This is a genomic window from Halovibrio salipaludis, assembly GCF_002286965.1.
GTDB classification, from domain to species: domain Bacteria; phylum Pseudomonadota; class Gammaproteobacteria; order Pseudomonadales; family Oleiphilaceae; genus Halospina; species Halospina salipaludis.
This window is the reverse complement of the sequence record NZ_NSKD01000002.1, coordinates 599,300-620,148: the sequence shown is the minus strand read 5'-3', so window position 1 is coordinate 620,148 and position 20,849 is coordinate 599,300. Positions and strand designations below refer to the sequence as shown.

At 63.1% G+C, this 20,849-nt stretch carries 22 protein-coding genes; all 22 read left to right on the top strand.

What is annotated here, in order from left to right; translation table 11 throughout:
* Positions 1–22: 22 nt before the first annotated feature.
* The 22 genes from CK501_RS07645 to CK501_RS07540 all read left to right on the top strand — a co-directional run bounded on the left by CK501_RS07645 (position 23) and on the right by CK501_RS07540 (position 20,834).
* Positions 23–1,267, top strand: a complete 1,245-nt coding sequence (locus CK501_RS07645) for a flagellar hook-length control protein FliK (RefSeq protein ID WP_095617127.1) — start codon at positions 23–25, stop codon at positions 1,265–1,267.
* 95 nt (positions 1,268–1,362) lie between these two features.
* Positions 1,363–1,836: a flagellar basal body-associated FliL family protein gene (locus tag CK501_RS07640; RefSeq protein ID WP_095617126.1), complete on the top strand. Its 474-nt coding sequence runs from the start codon at positions 1,363–1,365 to the stop codon at positions 1,834–1,836.
* Between the two features lie 33 nt (positions 1,837–1,869).
* Positions 1,870–2,868, top strand: coding sequence for a flagellar motor switch protein FliM (gene fliM / locus CK501_RS07635; RefSeq protein WP_095617125.1), 999 nt, complete (start codon positions 1,870–1,872; stop codon positions 2,866–2,868).
* Complete coding sequence (gene fliN / locus CK501_RS07630; RefSeq protein WP_095617124.1) at positions 2,861–3,382, top strand: flagellar motor switch protein FliN; 522 nt, start codon at positions 2,861–2,863, stop codon at positions 3,380–3,382. The genes fliM and fliN overlap by 8 nt, the downstream gene beginning before the upstream one ends.
* A complete protein-coding gene (gene fliO, locus CK501_RS07625) occupies positions 3,379–3,846 on the top strand; it encodes a flagellar biosynthetic protein FliO (RefSeq protein ID WP_095617123.1) in 468 nt (155 codons plus the stop codon). The genes fliN and fliO overlap by 4 nt, the downstream gene beginning before the upstream one ends.
* 11 nt (positions 3,847–3,857) lie before the next feature.
* Entirely contained in the window at positions 3,858–4,610 is a 753-nt protein-coding gene (gene fliP, locus CK501_RS07620) for a flagellar type III secretion system pore protein FliP (RefSeq protein WP_095617122.1), read from the top strand.
* Positions 4,611–4,623: 13 nt separating this feature from the next.
* Positions 4,624–4,893, top strand: coding sequence for a flagellar biosynthesis protein FliQ (fliQ, locus tag CK501_RS07615; protein WP_095617121.1), 270 nt, complete (start codon positions 4,624–4,626; stop codon positions 4,891–4,893).
* A 4-nt stretch (positions 4,894–4,897) separates the two neighbouring features.
* Complete coding sequence (gene fliR, locus CK501_RS07610; protein ID WP_095617120.1) at positions 4,898–5,677, top strand: flagellar biosynthetic protein FliR; 780 nt, start codon at positions 4,898–4,900, stop codon at positions 5,675–5,677.
* 15 nt (positions 5,678–5,692) lie between these two features.
* Entirely contained in the window at positions 5,693–6,832 is a 1,140-nt protein-coding gene (gene flhB, locus CK501_RS07605) for a flagellar biosynthesis protein FlhB (RefSeq protein WP_095617119.1), read from the top strand.
* Between the two features lie 102 nt (positions 6,833–6,934).
* Positions 6,935–9,121, top strand: a complete 2,187-nt coding sequence (gene flhA, locus CK501_RS07600; RefSeq protein ID WP_095617118.1) for a flagellar biosynthesis protein FlhA — start codon at positions 6,935–6,937, stop codon at positions 9,119–9,121.
* Positions 9,122–9,147: 26 nt separating this feature from the next.
* Positions 9,148–10,437, top strand: coding sequence for a flagellar biosynthesis protein FlhF (flhF, locus tag CK501_RS07595; protein ID WP_095617117.1), 1,290 nt, complete (start codon positions 9,148–9,150; stop codon positions 10,435–10,437).
* 59 nt (positions 10,438–10,496) lie between these two features.
* On the top strand, positions 10,497–11,303 hold the full coding sequence (locus CK501_RS07590; RefSeq protein WP_095617116.1) for a MinD/ParA family protein: 807 nt from the start codon (positions 10,497–10,499) through the stop codon (positions 11,301–11,303).
* A gap of 47 nt (positions 11,304–11,350) precedes the next feature.
* Entirely contained in the window at positions 11,351–12,082 is a 732-nt protein-coding gene (locus CK501_RS07585; protein WP_095617115.1) for an RNA polymerase sigma factor FliA, read from the top strand.
* A 111-nt stretch (positions 12,083–12,193) separates the two neighbouring features.
* Positions 12,194–12,565, top strand: coding sequence for a chemotaxis response regulator CheY (cheY, locus tag CK501_RS07580; RefSeq protein ID WP_425356591.1), 372 nt, complete (start codon positions 12,194–12,196; stop codon positions 12,563–12,565).
* 16 nt (positions 12,566–12,581) lie between these two features.
* A complete protein-coding gene (locus CK501_RS07575; protein WP_095617114.1) occupies positions 12,582–13,367 on the top strand; it encodes a protein phosphatase CheZ in 786 nt (261 codons plus the stop codon).
* Between the two features lie 11 nt (positions 13,368–13,378).
* Positions 13,379–15,640: a chemotaxis protein CheA gene (locus CK501_RS07570; RefSeq protein WP_095617113.1), complete on the top strand. Its 2,262-nt coding sequence runs from the start codon at positions 13,379–13,381 to the stop codon at positions 15,638–15,640.
* Between the two features lie 62 nt (positions 15,641–15,702).
* Positions 15,703–16,875: a protein-glutamate methylesterase/protein-glutamine glutaminase gene (locus CK501_RS07565; RefSeq protein WP_095617112.1), complete on the top strand. Its 1,173-nt coding sequence runs from the start codon at positions 15,703–15,705 to the stop codon at positions 16,873–16,875.
* Positions 16,875–17,618: a flagellar motor protein gene (locus CK501_RS07560; RefSeq protein WP_077531619.1), complete on the top strand. Its 744-nt coding sequence runs from the start codon at positions 16,875–16,877 to the stop codon at positions 17,616–17,618. Before CK501_RS07565 ends, CK501_RS07560 begins: the two co-directional genes overlap by 1 nt.
* A 10-nt stretch (positions 17,619–17,628) precedes the next feature.
* Positions 17,629–18,357: an OmpA family protein gene (locus CK501_RS07555; protein WP_095617111.1), complete on the top strand. Its 729-nt coding sequence runs from the start codon at positions 17,629–17,631 to the stop codon at positions 18,355–18,357.
* Between the two features lie 152 nt (positions 18,358–18,509).
* On the top strand, positions 18,510–19,319 hold the full coding sequence (locus tag CK501_RS07550; RefSeq protein WP_095617110.1) for a ParA family protein: 810 nt from the start codon (positions 18,510–18,512) through the stop codon (positions 19,317–19,319).
* A gap of 21 nt (positions 19,320–19,340) precedes the next feature.
* Complete coding sequence (locus CK501_RS07545; RefSeq protein ID WP_198949426.1) at positions 19,341–20,246, top strand: chemotaxis protein CheW; 906 nt, start codon at positions 19,341–19,343, stop codon at positions 20,244–20,246.
* A 93-nt stretch (positions 20,247–20,339) separates the two neighbouring features.
* A complete protein-coding gene (locus CK501_RS07540; protein WP_077531615.1) occupies positions 20,340–20,834 on the top strand; it encodes a chemotaxis protein CheW in 495 nt (164 codons plus the stop codon).
* The last annotated feature ends 15 nt before the right edge of the window (positions 20,835–20,849 follow it).

Below are 20,849 nucleotides of genomic sequence, written 5' to 3'. Positions count from 1 at the left end.
ATTCAGGAGGCAAGGTTCTGCCATGCAAATGCCCGATATTCTCTCCCCCGAGACCGCGTCCGTTTCCGGCCGCTCCGGTAATGGTGCCGATGGCAAGGGTGCTGACGCATCCGCCTTCGGCGAACTCCACCGTGACCTCATGGGCAGCGGCGGCAGTGAGGGCCTGAAGCCCGGCGACGTGCTGCGCAACGCGGAAGGCAATGTTGTGGGCCGTATTGTCAGGGGCGACGGTGGCGACCTGCGCCTGGCACTTGAGGGCCGCGAAGGGGAAGGGATTCCCCTGGAGAAGCTGTCGAGCCTTCTGGAGAATCAGGAGGGCAGTGGCCTGGAAGCGCTGCAGGCGCTGTTCTCGGGCGAACTGGACGTCAGCCCCGATTCCGGGGGGGAGGCGGATTGGCTGCAACAGCTTGAGAATCTGACCAGCGGCGAGCAGCAGGGCATTCTGGCGGCGCTGGCCGGGGTCAATGGTCTGCAGGGCGGTAACCAGGCCAAAGGCGGGGGCAATGCTCCGGGCAATGGGGGAGGCAATGGGTTGCCGCTGGGTGAGCTCCTGGGGCAGGGGACCGGTGCACCCGGCTCCGGTGATGGCAGTCCCCGCAACAGCACCAGCAATTTCCTGCAGAACCTGCTGTCCGGCATGGCACTGAACGGCCAGAATACGCAGGGCCCTGAGTCCGGCAGCACCGATCTGCGTTTTGAGGGGCTGCGCCTGGTGGCCGTGGAGAACAGTGGTGGCCAGGAGTCAGGGAGCCGCGGCAGTGAGACGGCGGGGCTGACCCAGCAGACCTTTACCCGTGCCGAGGCGGCCCGTGATGCCACCCTGCGGCAATACACCACAACCGTGGAAACCCCGGTGCAGAACCAGAAGCAGTGGAGTGAGCAGGTTGCCGGCAAAATCGCCTGGCTGGCCGGGCGCAGCATCCAGTCCGCGGATATCCAGCTGAATCCGCCGGACATGGGGCCGATCGAGGTCCGGGTCTCGGTCCAGAACGATCAGGCCCAGGTGACCGTCAATGCCCAGAACGCCCAGGTACGGGAGATGCTGGAACTCAACAGCAGCCGGCTCCGGGACATGCTTGAACAGGAAGGGCTTAATCTGGCCGACTTTGATGTCTCCGGCGAGGCCGCAGGGGGTGACGGTGAAGAAGCCACGGAAAGGGAGTCCGGTGAGGGCGACGGCTCCGGTCCGGCCAGCGGCACGGATGAGAATGTTGTCACCGGTGAGTCCACCATCACCCTCGACGACGGCATTGATACCTATGCGTGAGACCGGGGCTGGCCCTGACCCGACCCGGTCAACTATATTGATGGCACACGAATTGCTGCCCCTGGGCAGCTGTCACTGAGCGACGGGATTACGGCATGGCCGGGAACGGTAAAGGCGGCAAGCTCAAAACCATTATCATCGCAGTTCTGGCTGTGATTCTGGCGGTTGGTGTGTCGGTAGCCGGTACCCTCTGGTTTCTGGGTGAATCCAGCTTCGGGGGCGCCAACGGTGAGCAGGAGCAGGAAGAAGTCCATACGCCGGCCAGCTATTTTGAGCTTGAGGATCCGCTGGTGGTGTCGGTCAGCGGGAATCAGCAGCGTTATCTGCAGCTGCACCTGGCGTTTGTCATGCGTGGGGAGGATGTATCGGACGCGCTTGAACGCCATCGCGCGACCGTACGCAGCCGGCTCAGGGGGCTGCTGCAGGAGCAGTCCTTCGAACAGCTCCGGACCCGCGAGGGCAAGCAGGCACTGCTCGAGGATATGCGCGATGCCGTGAACGGGGTGCTTGAGGCTGAGAACGCGTCCTCGATCGAGCGGGTACTGTTCACCAACTTTGTCATGCAGTGACCCGGGGATACGGACCCGGGCTGGGGAATAATCATGCAGGATCTGCTGTCGCAGGATGAAATCGACGCGCTGCTCCACGGTGTTGACGACGGCGACGTGGACACCGATGACGAAGAGGATACGGGGGAAGCCAAGACCTTTGATCTGGCGACCCAGGACCGCATCGTCCGCGGTCGCATGCCGACCCTGGAGATGATCAACGAACGGTTTGCGCGCTACACCCGGATCAGTCTGTTCAATCTTCTGCGGCGCAATGCGGATGTGGCGGCCGCCGGCATCCAGATCATGAAGTTCGGGGAATACATCCACACCCTGTTCGTGCCCACGAGCCTCAACCTGGTCAAGATGCGCCCCCTGCGCGGGACGGCGCTCTACATCATGGACGCCAAACTGGTGTTCAAGCTGGTGGACAACTTCTTCGGCGGTGAAGGGCGCCACGCCAAGATCGAGGGCAGGGAGTTCACGCCCACCGAGACACGCATTGTGCAGATGGTGCTGGAGCAGGTATTCCAGGACATGAAGGAAGCCTGGAGCGCGGTGTTCAAGGTGGACTTCGAGTACCTGTCGTCGGAGGTGAACCCCTCCATGGCGAACATCGTCAGCCCCAGTGAGGTGGTGATTGTCAGCACCTTCCAGATCGAGCTGGATGGCGGCGGTGGCGAGATGGATATCGCCATTCCGTATTCAATGGTCGAGCCCATTCGTGAGCTTCTGGACGCCGGCGTTCAGAGTGATGTGGACGAGGTTGATGAACGCTGGGTCAACGCCCTGCAGGAGGACATCAAGGAAGTCGAGGTGCCGGTGAACGTGACCGTGGCCGAGCGCCAGATTTCCCTGCGTGAGGTCGCGCAGTTCGAGGCGGGGGATATCATCCCCATCGACATGCCCGAGGACGCCACTATGACCGCCAACGGTATTCCCATCTACAAGGGGAATCTGGGCACCCGTGACGGCAATTTGGCGCTGCGGGTCACGGAACAGATCAAACGGCCCGAGACCACCAACAAGCTGAAGGTTCAGGACAATGGCTGAAGACGAACACAACGGCAACGGCGAGGAAATGACCGAGGATGAGAAGCTCGCCGCCGAATGGGAGCAGGCCATGGGTGACGCCGGTGAAGGCGAGGCCGCAGGCGGTGAGGATGACCGGGGCGATGAGTGGGCGGCCGCCATGGCGGAAGCCGGTGGCAGTGACGAGGGCGGTGCCAGTGGCCGCGGAGAGGATGTGCGTCAGGCGCCCATGCAGGACTTTACCCATGAACCCGAGCCCGGTGGGGAGCAGCACCCGGATCTGGATGTGATCCTGGATATTCCGGTGACCATCTCCATGGAAGTGGGTAATACCAGCATCCCGATCCGAAATCTTCTCCAGCTCAACCAGGGCTCGGTGATCGAGCTGGACCGGCTGGCCGGGGAGCCGTTGGATGTGCTGGTCAACGGCATGCTGATCGCCCATGGTGAGGTGGTGATGGTGAACGAGAAGTTCGGTATCCGCCTCACGGATGTGATCAGCCCCTCCGAACGCATCCGCAAGCTGTCCAAATGAAGGGCATCCCTGTTCCCGGTCGCTGGGCACTGGTGCCGCCTGGTCTGATGCCACTGCTGGTTTCGGCCCAGGAGGCCCAGCAGGAGAACGGTGGTGGCATCGGCGCCAGCACGCCGGACACCATGACCACCGCGCTCACCCTGGGGGCCGGGTTGATCGTGGTGCTTGCGTTCATTCTCTTCAGCGGCTGGATCGCCCGTCGCGTCCAGGGGCTGGGCGGCGTCAATACTCAGGCGCTGAAGGTGGTCGCGGTCCTGTCCGTCGGCCAGAAAGAGCGTGTGGCGCTTGTTGAAGTTGGCGATAAACAGATACTTATAGGCATTACGCCACAATCGGTACGAACCCTGCATGTCTTTGATGAACCCGTTGTCACCGGGTCGCAATCCGCGGCCAGTGGTGACTTCGCCCGTAAGCTCCAGCAGGTGATGGGGCGCGGCGCAACGGGAGGTTCCAATGACGTGTAGGGGGATCATCCATGACATCGAGGTACGCCTGGATAACGGGGGCACTGCTGCTGTTCGCCCCCTTACTGGCTCAGGCCGCGCCTGAGGGCATCCCGGCGCTCTCGCTCACCACCACCGAGGACGGCGAACAGCAGTACTCCGTAACCCTGCAGATCGTGGCGCTGATGACGGCGCTGAGCTTTCTGCCGGCGGCGCTGATGATGATGACGTCGTTCACCCGCATCATTGTCACCTTCGCCATTCTGCGCCAGGCCATCGGGCTCCAGCAGACCCCCTCCAACCAGATCCTGATCGGGCTCGCGCTCTTTCTCTCGATCTTCATCATGTCGCCGGTTTTCGAGCGCGCCAATCAGGAGGCGCTGCAGCCCTATCTCAGTGGGGACATGGCCGCGATCGAGGCGGTTGAGAGCGCCAGCCAGCCCTTCCGTGAGTTCATGATCGGCCAGACCCGGAAGACGGACCTGAATATGTTCGTCCGGATCGCGGGGGAGGAGGACAGCTACGAAGGGCCCGAGGACGTCTCCTTCTGGATCCTGATGCCGGCCTTCGTGACCAGTGAGCTCAAGACCGCGTTCCAGATCGGGTTCATGCTGTTCATTCCCTTCCTGATCATCGACATGGTGGTCGCGAGCGTGCTCATGGCCATGGGCATGATGATGCTCTCGCCGATCATCATTTCGCTGCCGTTCAAGATCATGCTGTTCGTGCTGGTGGACGGGTGGGCCATGGTGATGGGCACGCTGGCGGCCAGCTACGGGCTATAGAGGGGAGGCGCTGATGACACCGGAACTGGTTATAGAACTGATGCGGGATGCCCTCTGGCTGATCGTGACCATGGCACTGGCCATTATTGGCCCCGGCCTGCTGGTGGGGCTGGTCGTGTCCACCTTCCAGGCCGCGACCCAGATCAACGAGCAGACCCTGAGTTTCCTGCCGCGGCTGATCGTGACCCTGCTGGTGCTGATCGTGTGGGGGCCCTGGCTGCTGACCCTGTTACTTGATCACACCAATGAGTTGATCAAGAACATTCCGAACATGATCGGGTAGGGCCATGCCGATAGAACTGGGACCGGATGCAATCGGGCAGTGGCTGGGGCAGTTTCTCTGGCCGCTGTTCCGCATTGGAAGCTTCCTGATGGTGATCCCCATCTTCGGGACCCAGCTGGTCACCGCCCGCATCCGGGTCGGGCTCGCGATCGTCATGACCATTCTGGTGATGCCCATGCTGGGGGACGTACCGGTCCTTGATTCCATTTCTCCGGAAATGGCGGTGATCTCGATCCAGCAGGTGCTGATCGGCAGCGCCATGGGGTTTGCGGTCTACATGCTGTTTCAGCTGTTTGTGGTCGCGGGCCAGATGATCGCGATGCAGATGGGTTTGGGGTTCGCTTCCATGGTGGACCCCGCCAATGGCGTGAACGTGCCGGTGCTCTCCCAGTTCTATCTCAACGGCATCACACTGCTTTTCCTGGCGATGAACGGGCACCTGGTGCTGTTTGATGTGCTGGTCGAGAGTTTCAACACCATACCCATCGCAACGGACGGCCTGGCCATCGAGTCCTTCCGCCAGCTCGCCCATCGCATGACCTGGCTGTTCGCCAGCGCCATGCTGCTGGCACTGCCGGCGATGGCAGCAGTGCTGATCGTCTATATCTCGTTCGGCGTGATGACACGTGCGGCACCCCAGATGAACATCTTCGCCATCGGCTTCCCGATCGCGCTGCTGTTCGGGCTCTTTGCCAACTGGGTCCTGGTGCGGGATCTGGCCCCGCATTTCCAGGAATTCAGCCGCGAGACATTCATCTTCCTGCGTGAGATGCAGCAGACCTGATCCGGAGGGCACGCCATGGCGGAAGGTGGTGGCGACGACAGCCAGGAAAAAACGGAAGACCCGACGCCCAGGCGGCTTGAGAAAGCCCGGGAAGAAGGGCAGGTTCCCCAGTCCAAGGACCTGGGCACCGCACTGGTTCTGATGGCCGGGGCCACCGGGCTGCTGCTGTTCGGTGGTGCCATCGGCGGGGAACTCAAGCAGATGTTCGAGTTCAATTTCGCGCTGGAGCGGGGTCAGATTTTTGACACCTCCCAGATGCTCCAGCACCTGGGGCAGTCCGCCACCACCGCCGCGGTCGCACTCACGCCGCTGCTCCTCGCCCTGGGCGTTGCCGCCTTTCTGGGCCCGATCATGCTCAGTGGCTTTCTTCTCTCCGGCAAGGCGGTGGCGCCGCAGCTCAGCCGCATGAGCCCGATCAAGGGGCTGGGGCGGATGTTCGGCATCCGCTCCCTGGTGGAGCTGGGCAAGAGTGTGGCCAAGGTCTCGCTGGTGATTCTCATTGCCGTGGCGATCCTGGACCTCCGCACGGAGGACCTGCTCGCCATCTCCAGCGAATCCCCGAACCGCGCCACCGAGCACACGCTCTGGACGCTGGCATGGAGCTTCTTTCTGCTGTCCTGCTCGACCATCATCATCGCCGTGATTGACGTGCCCTTCCAGATCCACGACCACCAGAAGAAGATGCGCATGTCCAAACAGGAGGTGAAGGACGAATTCAAGGAGACCGAGGGCAAACCCGAGGTCAAGCAGAAGGTCCGCCAGCTGCAGCAGGAGATGACCCAGCGGCGCATGATGGAGGATGTGCCGAGCGCGGACGTGGTGATCACCAACCCGGAACACTACGCCGTGGCCCTGAAGTACGACGGCAAGAGCATGGCGGCGCCAGTGGTCGTGGCCAAGGGGGCGGACGAGATCGCCACCAAGATCATGGAGATCGCGCGGGAACACCGGGTGGATGTGCTGCGCACACCGCCGCTGGCGCGGGCCGTTTACCACAATACGGAGATTGGCGATAACATTCCCGAAGGCCTCTACATGGCCGTGGCCCAGGTTCTGGCCTACCTCTTCCAGCTCCGCCAGTACCGTCGCAATGGTGGTAAGAAACCGGTCATGCCGAAACTGCCGATTCCCGATGACCTCAAACGCGATGAATGACCGATGTGGTATGGCGCTTGCACTAACCATTCTGTAACCCGGTTTGGCGCCAGAAAAACGGCGCCCTGATCATTCATCAGTGCTTGGAGGTACCGGACGGTCATGGATCGGGCGGTGGCAATCGACCAACTCAGGGGCCTGAAGGGCATTCTGGACGGGAACGTCGCGATCCCGTTCATGCTCATGGTGCTTCTGGGCATGATGACCCTGCCCATTCCGGTCTTCCTGCTGGACGTGGCCTTCACCTTCAATATCGCCCTGTCGCTGGTGATCATCCTGGTGGCGATCTACGCCATGCGGCCCATGGATTTCGCGGCCTTCCCAACGGTGCTGCTGGTCGCCACACTGCTGCGGCTGGCGCTGAACGTGGCCTCCACCCGGATCGTGCTGCTGCACGGGCACGAGGGCGGTGCAGCCGCGGGCAAGGTCATCGAATCCTTCGGTGAAGTGCTGATCGGCGGCAACTACGCCGTGGGCCTGGTGGTGTTCGCCATCCTGATGATCATCAACTTCATTGTGGTGACCAAGGGCGCCGGCCGGGTCTCCGAGGTCAGCGCCCGCTTCACCCTGGACGCCATGCCCGGCAAACAGATGGCCATCGACGCCGACCTCAACGCCGGCCTGATCAGCCAGGACGAAGCCCGGGACCGCCGGGCCGAGGTGGCCGGTGAGGCGGATTTCTACGGTTCCATGGACGGCGCGTCCAAGTTTGTGCGTGGCGACGCCATTGCCGGTCTTCTGATCCTGTTCATCAACATCGTCGGTGGCGTCAGCATCGGCATGTTCCAGCACGGGCTGGTTTTCGGTCAGGCGGTTGAGAACTACGCGCTGCTGACCATTGGTGACGGCCTGGTCGCCCAGATTCCCTCGCTGCTGCTCTCCGCCGCTGCCGCCATCATCGTGACGCGGGTGGGCAAGTCCCAGGAGATGAGCTCCCAGGTCGTCGAGCAGATGTTCTCCTCTCCGAATGCCATCGGCATTGCCGGCGGCATCCTGATTGGGCTCAGTCTGATCCCGGGCATGCCCACGGTGGCGTTCATGGGCCTGGGGGGCATGGCGGTGGCTGTCGCCTGGTTCATCTGGAAACGCGGCCAGCAGGTTGTTGAGGAAGGTGCCGGCGCCGCGCCGGTGGCCCGTCAGGCCGCCGGCGGCGAGGGTGGCGGCGCCCAGCAGCGGACCATCACCGAGGACCAGCAGCAGGCACTGCCCGGTGGTGGAACCGGGGAAACCAAGGAGCTGGCCTGGGAGGATGTGGTCAGCGTGGACATTGTTGGCCTTGAGGTGGGCTACCGGCTGATTCCGCTGGTGGACAAGAACCAGGGTGGTCAGCTGCTGGCGCGGATCAAGGGCGTGCGCAAGAAGCTTTCCCAGGATCTGGGCTTTCTCATGCCCTCGGTGCACATCCGCGACAACCTGGATCTGATGCCCAATGTCTATCGCATCACCCTGATGGGTGTGACGCTGGCGGAGGCCGAGATCCACCCGGACCGGGAGCTGGCCATCGACCCCGGCCAGGTGTTCGGCAAGGTCGAGGGGATTGCCGGCAAGGATCCGGCGTTCGGCCTGGACGCCACCTGGATTGAGCCCGCCCAGCGCGATCAGGCGCAGACGCTTGGTTACACCGTTGTGGATGCTTCCACCGTGGTCGCAACCCACCTGAACCAGGTGCTGCAGGAGCATGCCCATGAGCTGCTGGGCCACGAAGAGGTCCAGAAGTGGCTGGATCAGCTCGAGAAGGCTTCTCCGAAGCTGGCCGAGGAACTGGTGCCCAACACCGTCTCCATCAGCCTGCTGCTCAAGGTGCTGCAGAACCTGCTGCTGGAGGAGGTGCCAATCCGGGATATGCGCAGTATCGCCGAGGCCATCGTCAATGTTCAGCCACGCAGTCAGGACCCGAGCGTTCTGACCACGGCGGCGCGCAAGTCGCTCAAGCGCATGATCGTGCAGAAGCTGGTTGGCAATGAAAACGAGGTGCCGGTGATCACGCTGGATCCGCAACTGGAACAGATGTTGCTTAAGTCTGTACAGCAGGGTCAGCAATCCGGCACGGCCGATGACATCGGCATGATCCTGGAGCCCAACATGGTCGAGAAGCTCCAGCGCTCACTCTCGGATGCGGCCCAGAAACAGGAGGCGGTCGGCAAGCCCGCCATCCTGCTGGTATCGGCTCCCCTGCGGCCGGTGCTGGCAAGGTTTGTCCGGTACGGGGTGGAACGGCTGCACGTTCTTTCCTACCAGGAGATACCGGAGAACAAGCAGGTCACGATTGTGTCGTCCATAGGCCAATAAACTGACGGCGGCGGAGGTTCCCTGCCATGCAAGTCAAACGCTTTTTTGCTCCCACCATGCCCGAGGCGCTGCGGATGGTCCGCAGTGAAATGGGTGATGACGCGGTGATCCTCTCGAGCAAGCGGGTGGAAGACGGCGTCGAAATCGTGACGGCACTGGATTACGACGAGGGTGAGGTCCGAAGCCAGCTGGGCGTGGCCGACGAGGACAAGGCCAATGCCGCGCGCCTGGCCGAGCTGCAGGCGGAGAAACACCGCAAGCTGGAGGAGGCCATGGCGAAATCCCGGGCCCACATCAGCGAGGTGCAGCAGCGCTCGCACCACGGCCAGGAGCCGGTCGGGCCGGCGGCTGTTGGCAGTGCCGAGCCCGAGGGGGAGCCGGAAAACACTCCATCGCCGGGCGGGGAGGGCGATGCGTTGAGCTCCATGCGGGCCGAGATCCATTCCCTCAGGGATATGCTTCAGCAGATGAACGGCCAGCAGGGCACCACGAATCCCGGTGAAAAGACCCAGGGCGTGGTCGAGCAGCGGCTGTCGGACCGGCTCCAGGATCTCGGGCTGCCGCGCGATCAGGGCCGCGAACTGGCGGCTGAACATGGCCAGGGGCGGCTGGACGCCGGATGGAAGAGCGCGCTCAAGGCTCTGGCGGCCCGGGTGGAAACCGTGCGGGAGAACCCCCTGGAGCGTGGCGGGGTCTATGCCCTTCTTGGGCCCACGGGCTCCGGCAAAACCACTACCATTGGCAAGATGGCGGCGCAGTTTGTACTGCGTCACGGTGCGGAACAGCTGGCGTTGGTGACCACGGACCGCTATCGTGTGGCTGCCCATGAGCAGCTTTTCGTGTTCGGGCGCATTCTGAATGTGCCGGTGCGGGTGGTGGACGAGGCCAACAGCCTGGATGCCATTCTGGATGATCTGTCGGACCGCAAGCTGATCCTGATCGATACGGCCGGGCTCACGGCGGCGGACCGTGGCTGGCAGGAGCAGATCGAAGAGCTGGTCAGCAGCCGCCACCCGGTGCGGCCCTACCTGCTGATTTCGGCGACAAGCCAGCCGCGCATTATGCAATCCACGTGGCATTGCTATAATGCCGTTGGGCTGGCGGGCTGCATCCTGACCAAGACGGACGAGGCCCTGACTCTTGGCGAAGTGGTGGGCTTTGCGGCGCAGAGCCGGCTGCCGGTCGCGTTCTACACCAATGGTCAGAAGATTCCCGACGACCTGCACCGCGCGGGCGCCGGGGATCTGGTCAAGCAGGCGGTGCGCCGTCACCAGGCGCTCAATCGCGGTGAAAGCGCCATGGCCGAAGGCGCCTGACATGGGATCGGGCGTCTCCTCACAATGCAACAGCAACAGGACGGGAGAGCCCATTCCGCATGAGTAAACCGGTACAGGTGATCGCAGTCACCGGGGGCAAGGGCGGTGTCGGCAAAAGCAACGTCTCGGTCAACCTTGGTATAGCCCTCTGTGAGATGGGCCAGCGGGTTGTGGTACTGGATGCCGACCTCGGCCTGGCCAACATCGATGTGCTGCTGGGCATCAGTGCCACCTACAATATTTCCGATGTGCTCGCCGGGGAGTGCGAACTCAGTGACATTCTCGTCGACGGCCCCGGTGGGATCCGTATCGTACCCGCCTCTTCCGGCACCCAGCGCATGACCAACCTCAGCCACATGGAGCATGCCGGTCTCATTTCCGCCTTCAGTGAACTCGGTGACGATGTCGACGTACTTATTGTGGACACTGCAGCGGGAATCTCGGAGGCAGTGGTCAGCTTTCTGAGGGCGTCCCAGGAAATCATGCTGGTGGTGAATGATGAGCCCACTTCCATCACGGACACCTATGCCCTGATCAAGCTGATGAACCGGGACTATGACACCCACCGGTTCCGGGTACTGGCAAACATGGTGCGCACAGAGCAGGATGGAAAGGCTCTGTACGACAAGCTTTACCGGGTCACCGAGCGCTTTCTGGACGTTGCCCTGCAGTATGTCGGCAGCATTCCCCTGGATGAACAGGTGAAGAAGGCGGTGCGACGGCAGAAGGCGGTCATGGAACTGTACCCGAATGCCAAGGCATCCCAGGCATTCCGGGATCTGGCGAAGAAGGTGGACCAGTGGCCGCTGCCCTCATCGCCAAGGGGGCATCTTGAATTTTTTGTTGAACGGCTTGTGCAGGACTGACAGGGCGTTCCATCCTTTGAGCAGGGGCTTACGGGAGTGGCCAAACCATGACGCAGTCCGGGCCGCTGGATCTCTACACACAGACGCGCCGGGCGGATGTGGATGAGCTCGTCGAGACCCACATGCCGCTGGTCAAGAAGATCGCGCTGCACCTGATGGCGCGCCTGCCGGATCATATCCAGCTTGAGGATCTGATGCAGGCGGGCATGATCGGGCTGCTGGAGGCGGCACGTCGCTATGAGTCCGGCCAGGGCGCGACCTTCGAGACCTATGCGGGCATCCGGATCCGGGGCGCGATTGTGGATGAGATCCGGCGTGGCGACTGGGTGCCGCGCTCAGTCCACCGCAATGCCCGCCGTATTTCCGAGGCCATCCAGACGGTTGAGGCCCGGGAAGGACGCGATGCGAAGGACGCCGAGATTGCCGATGAGCTGGGCGTGTCCCTGGACGATTACCACAGCCGTGCCAGTGACGCGACCACAGGCCGCCTGTTCAGCCTGGATGAGCTGACGGAGAAGAACGAACACATCAATGACCAGGCCCCGCAGGAAGGACCCGAGGGCGAGCTCCAGGATGCGGATTTCCGCCGTGCCCTGGCCGGTGAGATTGATCAGTTGCCGGAGCGCGAGCGGCTGGTACTGTCGCTCTACTATCAGGACGAGCTCAACCTGAAGGAGATCGGTGCCGTGCTGGAGGTCAGCGAGTCACGGGTGAGCCAGATCCACGGCCAGGCCGCGGCCCGCTTGCGGGCCCGTATGCTCGAGCGTACCGGTGGCTGACTGGTGAGATGGGAACAAACGTCTAGACTGTGGAAGTAAGTGTTGGTGCACGGGCCGGTCAGGCAGACGTGACAACAACCGGAGTGTTTGGAGGCTGTTTTGGACAAGAACATGAAGATTCTTGTTGTGGATGATTTCTCCACGATGAGACGGATCGTGAGGAACCTGCTGCGCGACCTCGGCTTCAACAACATCGAGGAGGCGGATGACGGTAATACCGCGCTGCCGATGCTGCGCAATGGCAAATTCGACTTCCTGGTAACCGACTGGAACATGCCGGGAATGAGTGGCATGGAGCTGCTCCAGGCGGTCAGAGCGGATGAGAACCTCAAGCACCTGCCCATTCTGATGGTGACCGCTGAGGCGAAGCGGGACCAGATCGTGGCCGCCGCCCAGGCGGGGGTGAACGGCTATGTGGTCAAGCCGTTCACGGCCGCGGTGCTCAAGGACAAGATCGAGAAAATATTTGAACGCGTCGAGTGAACCAGGTGCAGACGGCATGAGTGAGCTCAACCGGGAAGACATTACCGAGGAAGTGGCCGAGGAGCTCAAAGCGCACGCCACTGGCCTCAAGGAAGCCCTCGATCAGGGCAACATCAGTGATGCCATGCAGCGCATCGCTGAGCTGGGCGAAGTGCGTGACCGCAGCCTGTACCGCGAGGTTGGCCGCCTGACACGCAGCCTCCATGAAGCCCTGCGCAATTTCGAGATCAAGGCGGAGAACCGCGAGCAGCAGGAAGAGCTCTCCAAAATGGCGGATGCGTCGGACCGCCTGGATTACGTGGTTCAGCTGACCAGCCGCTCGGCCAACAGGACCATGGACCTGGTTGAGGACACCATGCCGGTGGCCTCCAACCTGCGCGAAGAGGCCAATGCCATCCGCGAGGACTGGGGAAGGCTGCGCCGCCGTGAGATGAAGCCGTCCGAGTTCCGGGAACTCTACCAGCGGATCGATGCCTTTCTGGATCGCATTGTCTCGGACTCGGACCGGCTGCATGGCAATCTTTCCGAGATTCTTCTGGCACAGGATTTCCAGGACCTCACCGGCCAGGTGATACAGCGCGTGACCTCGCTGGTGAAGGAAGTGGAGGATCACCTGGTGAAGCTGATGGTCATGGCCAGTGATGTGGACCGGATTACCGGTGTGGTCCACGATCAGGGCGAGGGCAGTCAGGAAGATGGTGTGAGCAGCAGAGGCGAGGGTCCCCAGATCGACGACTCGCAGCAGGATGTGGTTTCCGGACAGGACGAGGTTGACGACCTGCTGTCCAGTCTCGGCTTTTAAGGAGACGTTGCATGGCGTTGGATGCGGACGAAGAGATCCTCCAGGACTTCCTGGTTGAGTCCGGTGAGATACTGGAGCAGCTCTCTGAACAGCTGGTTCAGCTTGAGAACAACCCCCATGATATGGATCTGCTCAATGCCATTTTCCGGGGGTTCCATACCGTCAAGGGCGGCGCGGGCTTTATGCAGCTGGACGCCCTGGTGGACTGCTGTCACAAGGCCGAGAACGTCTTTGACACACTGCGTAACGGCGAGCGCACCGTCGATTCGAACCTGATGGATGTGGTGCTCAAGGCGCTGGACGTGGTCAATACCCAGTTTGACGAGGTCCGCAGCCGCGAGGCGCCAACACCCGCCGATCCACAGCTTCTTGAGCAGCTGGCCCGGCTGGCGAAACCGGAAAGCGAGGATACTGGTGGTACCGGATCCGCCCAGCCGACCGGGGGGCAGCAGGCAGGCCAGCAGGCCGAGGGCCAGGAAGGGGATATCACCGACGCTGAGTTCGAGCAACTGCTTGATGCCATTAACCCCGGGGACCAGGAGGCTTCCGGCGATGCCCCTGCGGGTGAGTCCCGCGGGGCGGGAGATCCAGGCTCATCGGACGATGATGACGAGATCAGCGAGGATGAATTCGAGGCCCTGCTGGATCAGCTTCACGGTGAGGGTAAACATGCGGGGGCGCCGCCGGACCCGGAGGCTGTCAGCAGCACCGGGGGTGGCGGTGCTGAGGCCGGCGGGGAGTCAGGAGCGGTAGACTCGGCCCGGTCCAGCGGCGATGACGATGAAATCAGTGAGGATGAATTTGAATCCCTGCTGGATGAGCTGCACGGTCCCGGCCAGTTCAAGCCGGATACGGCGGAAACCGCCGGCCAGGGTGGCGCCTCTGGAAGCGAACCGGAAGCGCCCGCCTCGGCGGCTCCCGAGAGAGCGAACGCCGCCCCTTCAGCTGATAATCGCCAGCCGGCCAATGCCGGGAGCGCTGAGCCGGCGGCACCGCCGGATGAACCGGCCCGGTCCGCGGGCGGTGGCGCCGGCGGGGGGCAGAAAGGCGGAGACCAGAAGCCCGCTTCCGGCGGTGGTGGGGGTGGCGGCAAGGACCAGGCCGCTGTTGCCGCCGAGTCCACTGTCAGGGTTGATACCCGCCGTCTCGATGACATCATGAACATGGTGGGTGAGCTGGTGCTCATCCGTAACCGGCTCAAGCGCCTCAGTGATGAACTGGAAGACGGGCGCGTTCAGAAGACCGTGTCCAATCTGGATGTGGTTACCGGGGACCTGCAGTCCTCCGTGATGCAGACCCGGATGCAGCCGATCAAGAAGGTGTTCGGGCGCTTCCCCCGCGTTGTCCGGGACCTGGCGCGCAGCCTCGAGAAGGAAGTGAACCTCAGCATGAGCGGCGAGGACACCGATCTCGACAAGAACCTTGTCGAAGCCCTTTCCGACCCGCTGGTGCACCTGGTCCGCAACGCCGTGGACCATGGCGTCGAGATGCCGGATGAGCGCGAGCGCAACGGCAAGCCGCGCGTCGGTCGAGTGGCGCTGTCCGCGGAGCAGGAGGGCGATCACATCCAGCTGGTGATCGAGGATGATGGCGGTGGCATGGACCCCGAGGCCCTGCGCCGCAAGGCGGTCGAGAAGGGCGTGTACGAGCAGGAAGCGGCTGACCGCCTGACGGAGAACGAATGCTACCAGCTGATCTTCGCCCCGGGTTTTTCCACCAAGACCGAGATTTCAGACGTCTCCGGGCGTGGTGTGGGCATGGATGTGGTCAAGACCAAGATCAACCAGCTCAACGGCTCCATCGATATTGACTCGGAGCTGGGCCGGGGGTCGCGCATCGTGATCAAGGTGCCCCTGACCCTGGCGATCATGCCGACGCTGATGGTCAAGCTCGAGGATCAGCCGTTCGCGCTGCCCCTTGTGAACGTGGTGGAGATCTTCCATCTGGACCTGAGCAAGAAGAACATCGTGGACGGGCGTGAGTGCATCGTGGTCCGGGATCACGTATACCCGCTGTTCTACATCAAGAAATGGCTGGTCGAGGGCGCCTCCGTGGAGGCCGACGATACCGATGCCCATGTGGTGGTGGTTGCGGTCGGTACCAAGCGAGTGGGCTTTGTGGTTGATCAGCTCATCGGTCAGGAGGAAGTGGTCATCAAGCCGCTGGGCAAGATGCTCCAGGGAACGGCGGGTATGGCCGGGGCCACCATCACCGGGGATGGTACGATCGCGCTGATTCTTGACGTGCCCAGCCTCCTCCAGCATTACGCCTGACAACCGGTCCGCCTCACCGGCGCAGCAGCACCGCGGGCCGGACCCAGTGATTGGAGTCTTGGATGACGGTTTCCGTCCTTGTTGTTGATGATTCCGGGTTTTTCCGAAAACGCCTGAGCGAGATCCTCTCCGCCACCGGAGAGCTTGAGGTCGTGGCCACTGCCACCAATGGGCAGGAAGCCCTGACCCTGGTTGAGAAGCACCGCCCGGATGTGATCACCATGGACTACGAGATGCCGGTCATGGACGGCATCACCGCAGTCCGCAAGATCATGGAAAGCCGTCCCACCCCGGTTCTGATGTTCTCCTCGCTGACCTACGAGGGCGCGCGCGTGACCCTGGACGCGCTTGAGGCGGGGGCGGTGGATTTCCTGCCCAAGAACTTCGAGGAGATCGCCCGTTCCTCGAGCCGTCTCCAGGAGATTCTGCGCAAGCGTCTGCTTGAGGTGGCCCGGAGTCACCCCGGCCGCGGGGGACGTCCGAGTACCGGTTCGGCACCGGCGAGCGGGAGCAGCGGTACCACCGCCCCCGCGGCCCGCGAACAGGCCCCCAGCCGGCCGGCGGCGCCGGAACGGCGGGAGCGGCCTGAGTCCCGCCAGTCAGGTACCGGGGCTGGCGAGCCCGCCGAAAGCAGTGGTGGCAGCCAGCGTCGCACGTCGGCACGTCATTACGACGTTGTGGCCATAGGCACCTCCACGGGTGGCCCCATTGCCCTCCAGAAAGTGCTGGCCGAGCTGCCCGCCAGTTTTCCGGCGCCCATCATCCTGGTCCAGCACATGCCGGCCAGCTTTACGCTGGCTTTTGCGGACCGGCTGGACAAGCTCTGCCGCATCAAGGTGCGCCAGGCTCAGGATGGCGATACGCTTGAGCCCGGCGTGGCGCTGCTTGCGCCGGGCGGCCAGCAGATGCTGGTCGAGAAGAAGGGGGGAACCGGCCGCATCCGGGTGATACCGGACGATGGCCGCCTCAACTACAGGCCATGCGTGGATGTCACTTTCGGTTCCATCGCGCGTGGCTATCCCGGAAAGACCCTGGCAGTGATCCTGACGGGCATGGGCGCGGACGGTAAGGAGGGCTGCCGTCTGATGAAGCAGTCCGGCTCCGTGGTGTGGTCCCAGGATGAGAAAACCTCGGTGATCTACGGGATGCCCATGGCCGTGGCCAAGGCGGGGCTGACCGATGAGGTGCTGCCGCTGGACCGGATCGCGGCGCGGCTGATCGAGGGTGTCACCTGATGGATCCGCTCAGCCTGCTTGGGGTCATACTGGCCTTTGCCGCGCTGCTCGGGGGGACTGTCCTCGAGGGTGGCACCCTGGGCTCGCTGATCAACCTGCCCGCCGTGGTGATTGTCATTGGCGGCACGCTGGCGGCCATCACCCTGCAGACGCCGAGCGGTGTGCTGCGCCGGGCCACGGTGCTGCTGCGCTGGGTCTTTTCGCCCCCGGACGTCAGTATGGGCGACGGCGTCGAGAAAGTGGTCGGCTGGAGCATGAAATCGCGCAAGGACGGCATTCTCGGCCTTGAGTCGGTGGCCGAGCAGGAAACCGAGCCCTTTGCCCGCAAGGGGCTGCAGCTGCTGGTTGATGGCCTTGAGCCGGAAACCATCCGCTCCATGCTTGAGACCGACCTGGAATCCCGGGAACAGGGCGACCTGGAAGCCGCACGGGTGTTTGAGTCCATGGGGGGATATGCGCCTACCATCGGCATCATCGGCGCGGTCATGGGCCTGATCCAGGTCATGACGCACCTCGAGGATCCGGCCCAGGTGGGAACGGGGATCGCCACCGCCTTTGTGGCCACCATCTACGGCATCGCACTGGCAAACCTGCTGTGCTTTCCGGTGGCCAGCAAGCTCCGGAGCCTGGTCCATTACCGCAGCCGCTATCAGGAGATGATGATCGACGGCCTTCTCAGTGTGCTGGAGGGAGAGAACCCGAACACCATCGAACTGCGGCTGCAGGGCTTCATGCACCGCTGAGGAGCCCACCATGAGACGCCGCCGCAGTGACAGCGAGGGACCAAGCAACGACCGCTGGCTGGTGTCCTATGCCGACTTCGTCACGGTGCTTTTCGGTTTCTTTGTCTTTCTCTATGCCATTTCCACCGCCGAGCAGGACCAGGTCCGGAAGCTCTCTGATGCGGTCCAGGGTGTATTCACGGGAACGCCACGGACCGTGAAGCCTATTCCCATCGGTGAACCCATCACCGCCCCGGCTGGATCGGACAGCACTGACCAGGGGTTCTCCGACCCGGGGCTGCGCGAGGAGCTGGGCAGTGCGCTGGAAGGGCTGGTGGGAAGCGACCAGATCCGTTTCCGGGAAGGCGCGAAGTGGATGGAAGTGACACTGCCCGGGGATCTGGTGTTCCGCAGCGGCGGCGTGTTGCCCGGCCCCGAGGCGCAGACCGCAATTGTGCGTATCGCCGGCGTGCTGGCATCGCAGGATAATGCCATTGTGGTTGAGGGCCATACCGACAACTTGCCGATCCGAACCGGCCGGTTCCCCTCCAACTGGGAACTCTCCGCAGCGCGTGCGGGGGCCGTGGTGCGCCTGCTCGAGGACAGCGGGATCGACGGCGAACGGCTGGCAGCGCTCGGTTATGGCGACAATCATCCGGTGGCGCGCAATGACACTGAACGCGGGCGGGCGCGTAACCGCCGTGTCACCCTGGTTATTGGCGCGGAGGGGAGTATCCCGGCGGCACCGGGGCAGCGCTGAAGCTGGCATGGAATCTGCTTTTACGTCGTCAGCAGTCAAATGGACGGCGACGCCCGGTAATGAAGGGGCGGCGTCGGCACGGAGCCGCCGCAGCGGGTTTCCGGCGGCAAGGGTTGGCCGCGGCAGGACCATGAACGTCAGGGGAGTAAAGGGTGCGAATCTGGACAGTGGCGAATCAGAAGGGTGGCGTGGGCAAGACCACCACCGTGGTTGCACTGAGTGGATTGCTTGCCGATGCGGGGCATCGCGTCCTGATGGTGGATCTGGATCCCCATGGCTCGGTGACCACCTATTTCGGCCATGATCCGGATGCGATTGAGCATTCGGTCTACGACCTTTTCCAGAACGAGGGTAAGGTCGCGCCGGGGCTGCCAGCGCAGCTGATCACCGAGACCGCCCACCCGGGGCTGCACCTGATGCCGGCCTCCAGTGCCCTGGCCACGCTCGAGCGCCGCAGTGTTGGCGTTTCGGGCATGGGGCTGGTGATCTCCCGCTCGCTGTCCACACTCTGGGACGATTACGACTATGTTCTGCTCGACAACTCCCCCTCACTGGGGGTACTGATGATCAATGCGCTGGCGGCGGCCCAGCACCTGCTGATGCCGGTGCAGACCGAGTTCCTGGCGCTCAAGGGGCTGGACCGGATGCTGCATACGCTGCAGATGGTGATGAAGAGCCAGAAGAACGAACTGGGCTATACCATCATTCCAACCATGTACGACCGGCGGACCCAGGCCTCGGTTCAGAGCCTGAACCAGCTGCGACGGGATTATGGCGACGAGCTGTGGCGGTTCGCCATTCCGGTGGACACACGCTTGCGGGATGCCAGCCAGAAAGGCGTGGTGCCGACGGCTGTCTCCCGGGATTCCCAGGGGATACGCGCGTATCGCCGCCTGCTTTCCGATCTGCAGGAGAAGCTGGGCGATGACGGGCGTAGCCGCCAGAGCGCGGAGGCGCGGTAGATCCGCGGAGGAGACCGGACAGTGGCAGGGCATGGCAGTAACAGACCGGATTCCATCATCGGGGATTACCTTGATGAACTCCTGTCGCCCGGTGATGACAGCCCCTGGGCAGAGGAGGGTGATGGGGGTGCCCCGGAGCGGCGGCGGGCCCGTGCGCGCCGCGCCCAGCCCAGCTCCCGGCAGTTGGCCGAGGCGGAGAGACCGGTTCTCAACCAGGCGCTGGTGAGTCCGGTCATCCGGAGTCTTGAGCAGACGCCCGAGGACCCCCCGGAGCCAGAACCGGAACCGGACGTTGAAGCACTGTCCGAACCTGATACGCTTCCCGAGCCCGAGCCCGAGCCCGAGCCCGAGCCCGAGCCCGAGCCCGAGCCCGAGCCCGAGCGGCAGCAGGTCGTTTCCGAGGCGGTGGAGGCCCCCTCTGAACCCGTGGCGGAGACGGGGGCATGGCGTAATGGCCGTCCGCCCTGGGCCCAGGAAGGGTTTGAATGCCTGATTTTCCGGGTGGCAGGGCTTCAGCTGGCGGTGCCGCTGGTGCTGCTGGGGCAGGTACACCGTCTTGAGCGGGAACTCACCCCGTTGTTCGGCCGGCCGGACTGGTTCATGGGGTTGCTGCGCGTGGGCGGGCATACCATCAGGGTTGCGGATACAGCACGCTGGGTCATGCCGGAACGCTACCGGGATGAGTTCCGGGACGGCTACCGCTTCGTGATCCAGCTCGGGGACAGCGCCTGGGGGCTGGCCTGCGACGACGTGGCCCAGTCCTTCCACGTCCAGCCGGACGAGGTGAAGTGGCGCAGTGAGGGTGGCCGTCGGCAGTGGCTGGCAGGCACCATAAAGAAGGAAATGTGCGCCCTGTTGGATGTGTCCCGGATGGCGGCACTCCTGCAGAAAGCGGAAACCGAACGCAATCCGGATCTCGACCGCTGAGATCAGCGGGGAGTGGCACAGTTTGTGCTCTGTTCTATAGTGCAGGGTGCGCAGTGATGAAATATTGACAGTTGCCCGGACAGAGAGGCGGATATGGCGACCCAGAGCATTCAGAACGCGGCCCAGCAGAGCAGTGATGACCCGGTGCTGCAGTATGTAACCTTCCGGCTGGCGGATGAGACCTATGGCCTTAACGTCATGCAGATCCAGGAAGTGCTGCGGTATACAGAAATCGCGCCGGTGCCCGGGGCGCCCGATTACGTGCTTGGCATCATCAACCTGCGCGGCAATGTCGTGACGGTGATCGATACCCGGCGCCGCTTCGGCCTGCCGGACGGTGAAGTCACGGATTCAACGCGCATTGTGGTGCTCGAAGCCGAGGAGCAGGTGATCGGCATCATGGTGGATGCGGTGGCCGAGGTCATCTACATCCGCCAGAGCGAAATCGAGAGCGCACCCAATGTGGGTAACGAGGAGAGTGCCCGCTTCATTCACGGTGTCTGCAACCGTGAGGGTGAACTGGTGATTCTGGTGGCATTCGAGAAAATGCTGACCGACGAGGAGTGGGCCGAGATCGAGGCGCTCTAGGCGGTCAGCGACAGG

What these genes read in the sequence shown, in the direction of transcription:
- CK501_RS07565 (WP_095617112.1), top strand. Translation starts at nt 15,703, where the DNA reads ATGACGGTTTCCGTCCTTGTTGTTGATGATTCCGGGTTTTTCCGAAAA.
- cheY (WP_425356591.1), top strand. Translation starts at nt 12,194, where the DNA reads ATGAAGATTCTTGTTGTGGATGATTTCTCCACGATGAGACGGATCGTG.
- CK501_RS07540 (WP_077531615.1), top strand. Translation starts at nt 20,340, where the DNA reads ATGGCGACCCAGAGCATTCAGAACGCGGCCCAGCAGAGCAGTGATGAC.
- fliP (WP_095617122.1), top strand. Translation starts at nt 3,858, where the DNA reads ATGACATCGAGGTACGCCTGGATAACGGGGGCACTGCTGCTGTTCGCC.
- fliM (WP_095617125.1), top strand. Translation starts at nt 1,870, where the DNA reads ATGCAGGATCTGCTGTCGCAGGATGAAATCGACGCGCTGCTCCACGGT.
- CK501_RS07645 (WP_095617127.1), top strand. Translation starts at nt 23, where the DNA reads ATGCAAATGCCCGATATTCTCTCCCCCGAGACCGCGTCCGTTTCCGGC.
- CK501_RS07570 (WP_095617113.1), top strand. Translation starts at nt 13,379, where the DNA reads ATGGCGTTGGATGCGGACGAAGAGATCCTCCAGGACTTCCTGGTTGAG.
- fliN (WP_095617124.1), top strand. Translation starts at nt 2,861, where the DNA reads ATGGCTGAAGACGAACACAACGGCAACGGCGAGGAAATGACCGAGGAT.
- CK501_RS07555 (WP_095617111.1), top strand. Translation starts at nt 17,629, where the DNA reads ATGAGACGCCGCCGCAGTGACAGCGAGGGACCAAGCAACGACCGCTGG.
- fliO (WP_095617123.1), top strand. Translation starts at nt 3,379, where the DNA reads ATGAAGGGCATCCCTGTTCCCGGTCGCTGGGCACTGGTGCCGCCTGGT.
- fliQ (WP_095617121.1), top strand. Translation starts at nt 4,624, where the DNA reads ATGACACCGGAACTGGTTATAGAACTGATGCGGGATGCCCTCTGGCTG.
- CK501_RS07585 (WP_095617115.1), top strand. Translation starts at nt 11,351, where the DNA reads ATGACGCAGTCCGGGCCGCTGGATCTCTACACACAGACGCGCCGGGCG.
- CK501_RS07560 (WP_077531619.1), top strand. Translation starts at nt 16,875, where the DNA reads ATGGATCCGCTCAGCCTGCTTGGGGTCATACTGGCCTTTGCCGCGCTG.
- flhA (WP_095617118.1), top strand. Translation starts at nt 6,935, where the DNA reads ATGGATCGGGCGGTGGCAATCGACCAACTCAGGGGCCTGAAGGGCATT.
- CK501_RS07640 (WP_095617126.1), top strand. Translation starts at nt 1,363, where the DNA reads ATGGCCGGGAACGGTAAAGGCGGCAAGCTCAAAACCATTATCATCGCA.
- CK501_RS07590 (WP_095617116.1), top strand. Translation starts at nt 10,497, where the DNA reads ATGAGTAAACCGGTACAGGTGATCGCAGTCACCGGGGGCAAGGGCGGT.
- fliR (WP_095617120.1), top strand. Translation starts at nt 4,898, where the DNA reads ATGCCGATAGAACTGGGACCGGATGCAATCGGGCAGTGGCTGGGGCAG.
- CK501_RS07575 (WP_095617114.1), top strand. Translation starts at nt 12,582, where the DNA reads ATGAGTGAGCTCAACCGGGAAGACATTACCGAGGAAGTGGCCGAGGAG.
- flhF (WP_095617117.1), top strand. Translation starts at nt 9,148, where the DNA reads ATGCAAGTCAAACGCTTTTTTGCTCCCACCATGCCCGAGGCGCTGCGG.
- flhB (WP_095617119.1), top strand. Translation starts at nt 5,693, where the DNA reads ATGGCGGAAGGTGGTGGCGACGACAGCCAGGAAAAAACGGAAGACCCG.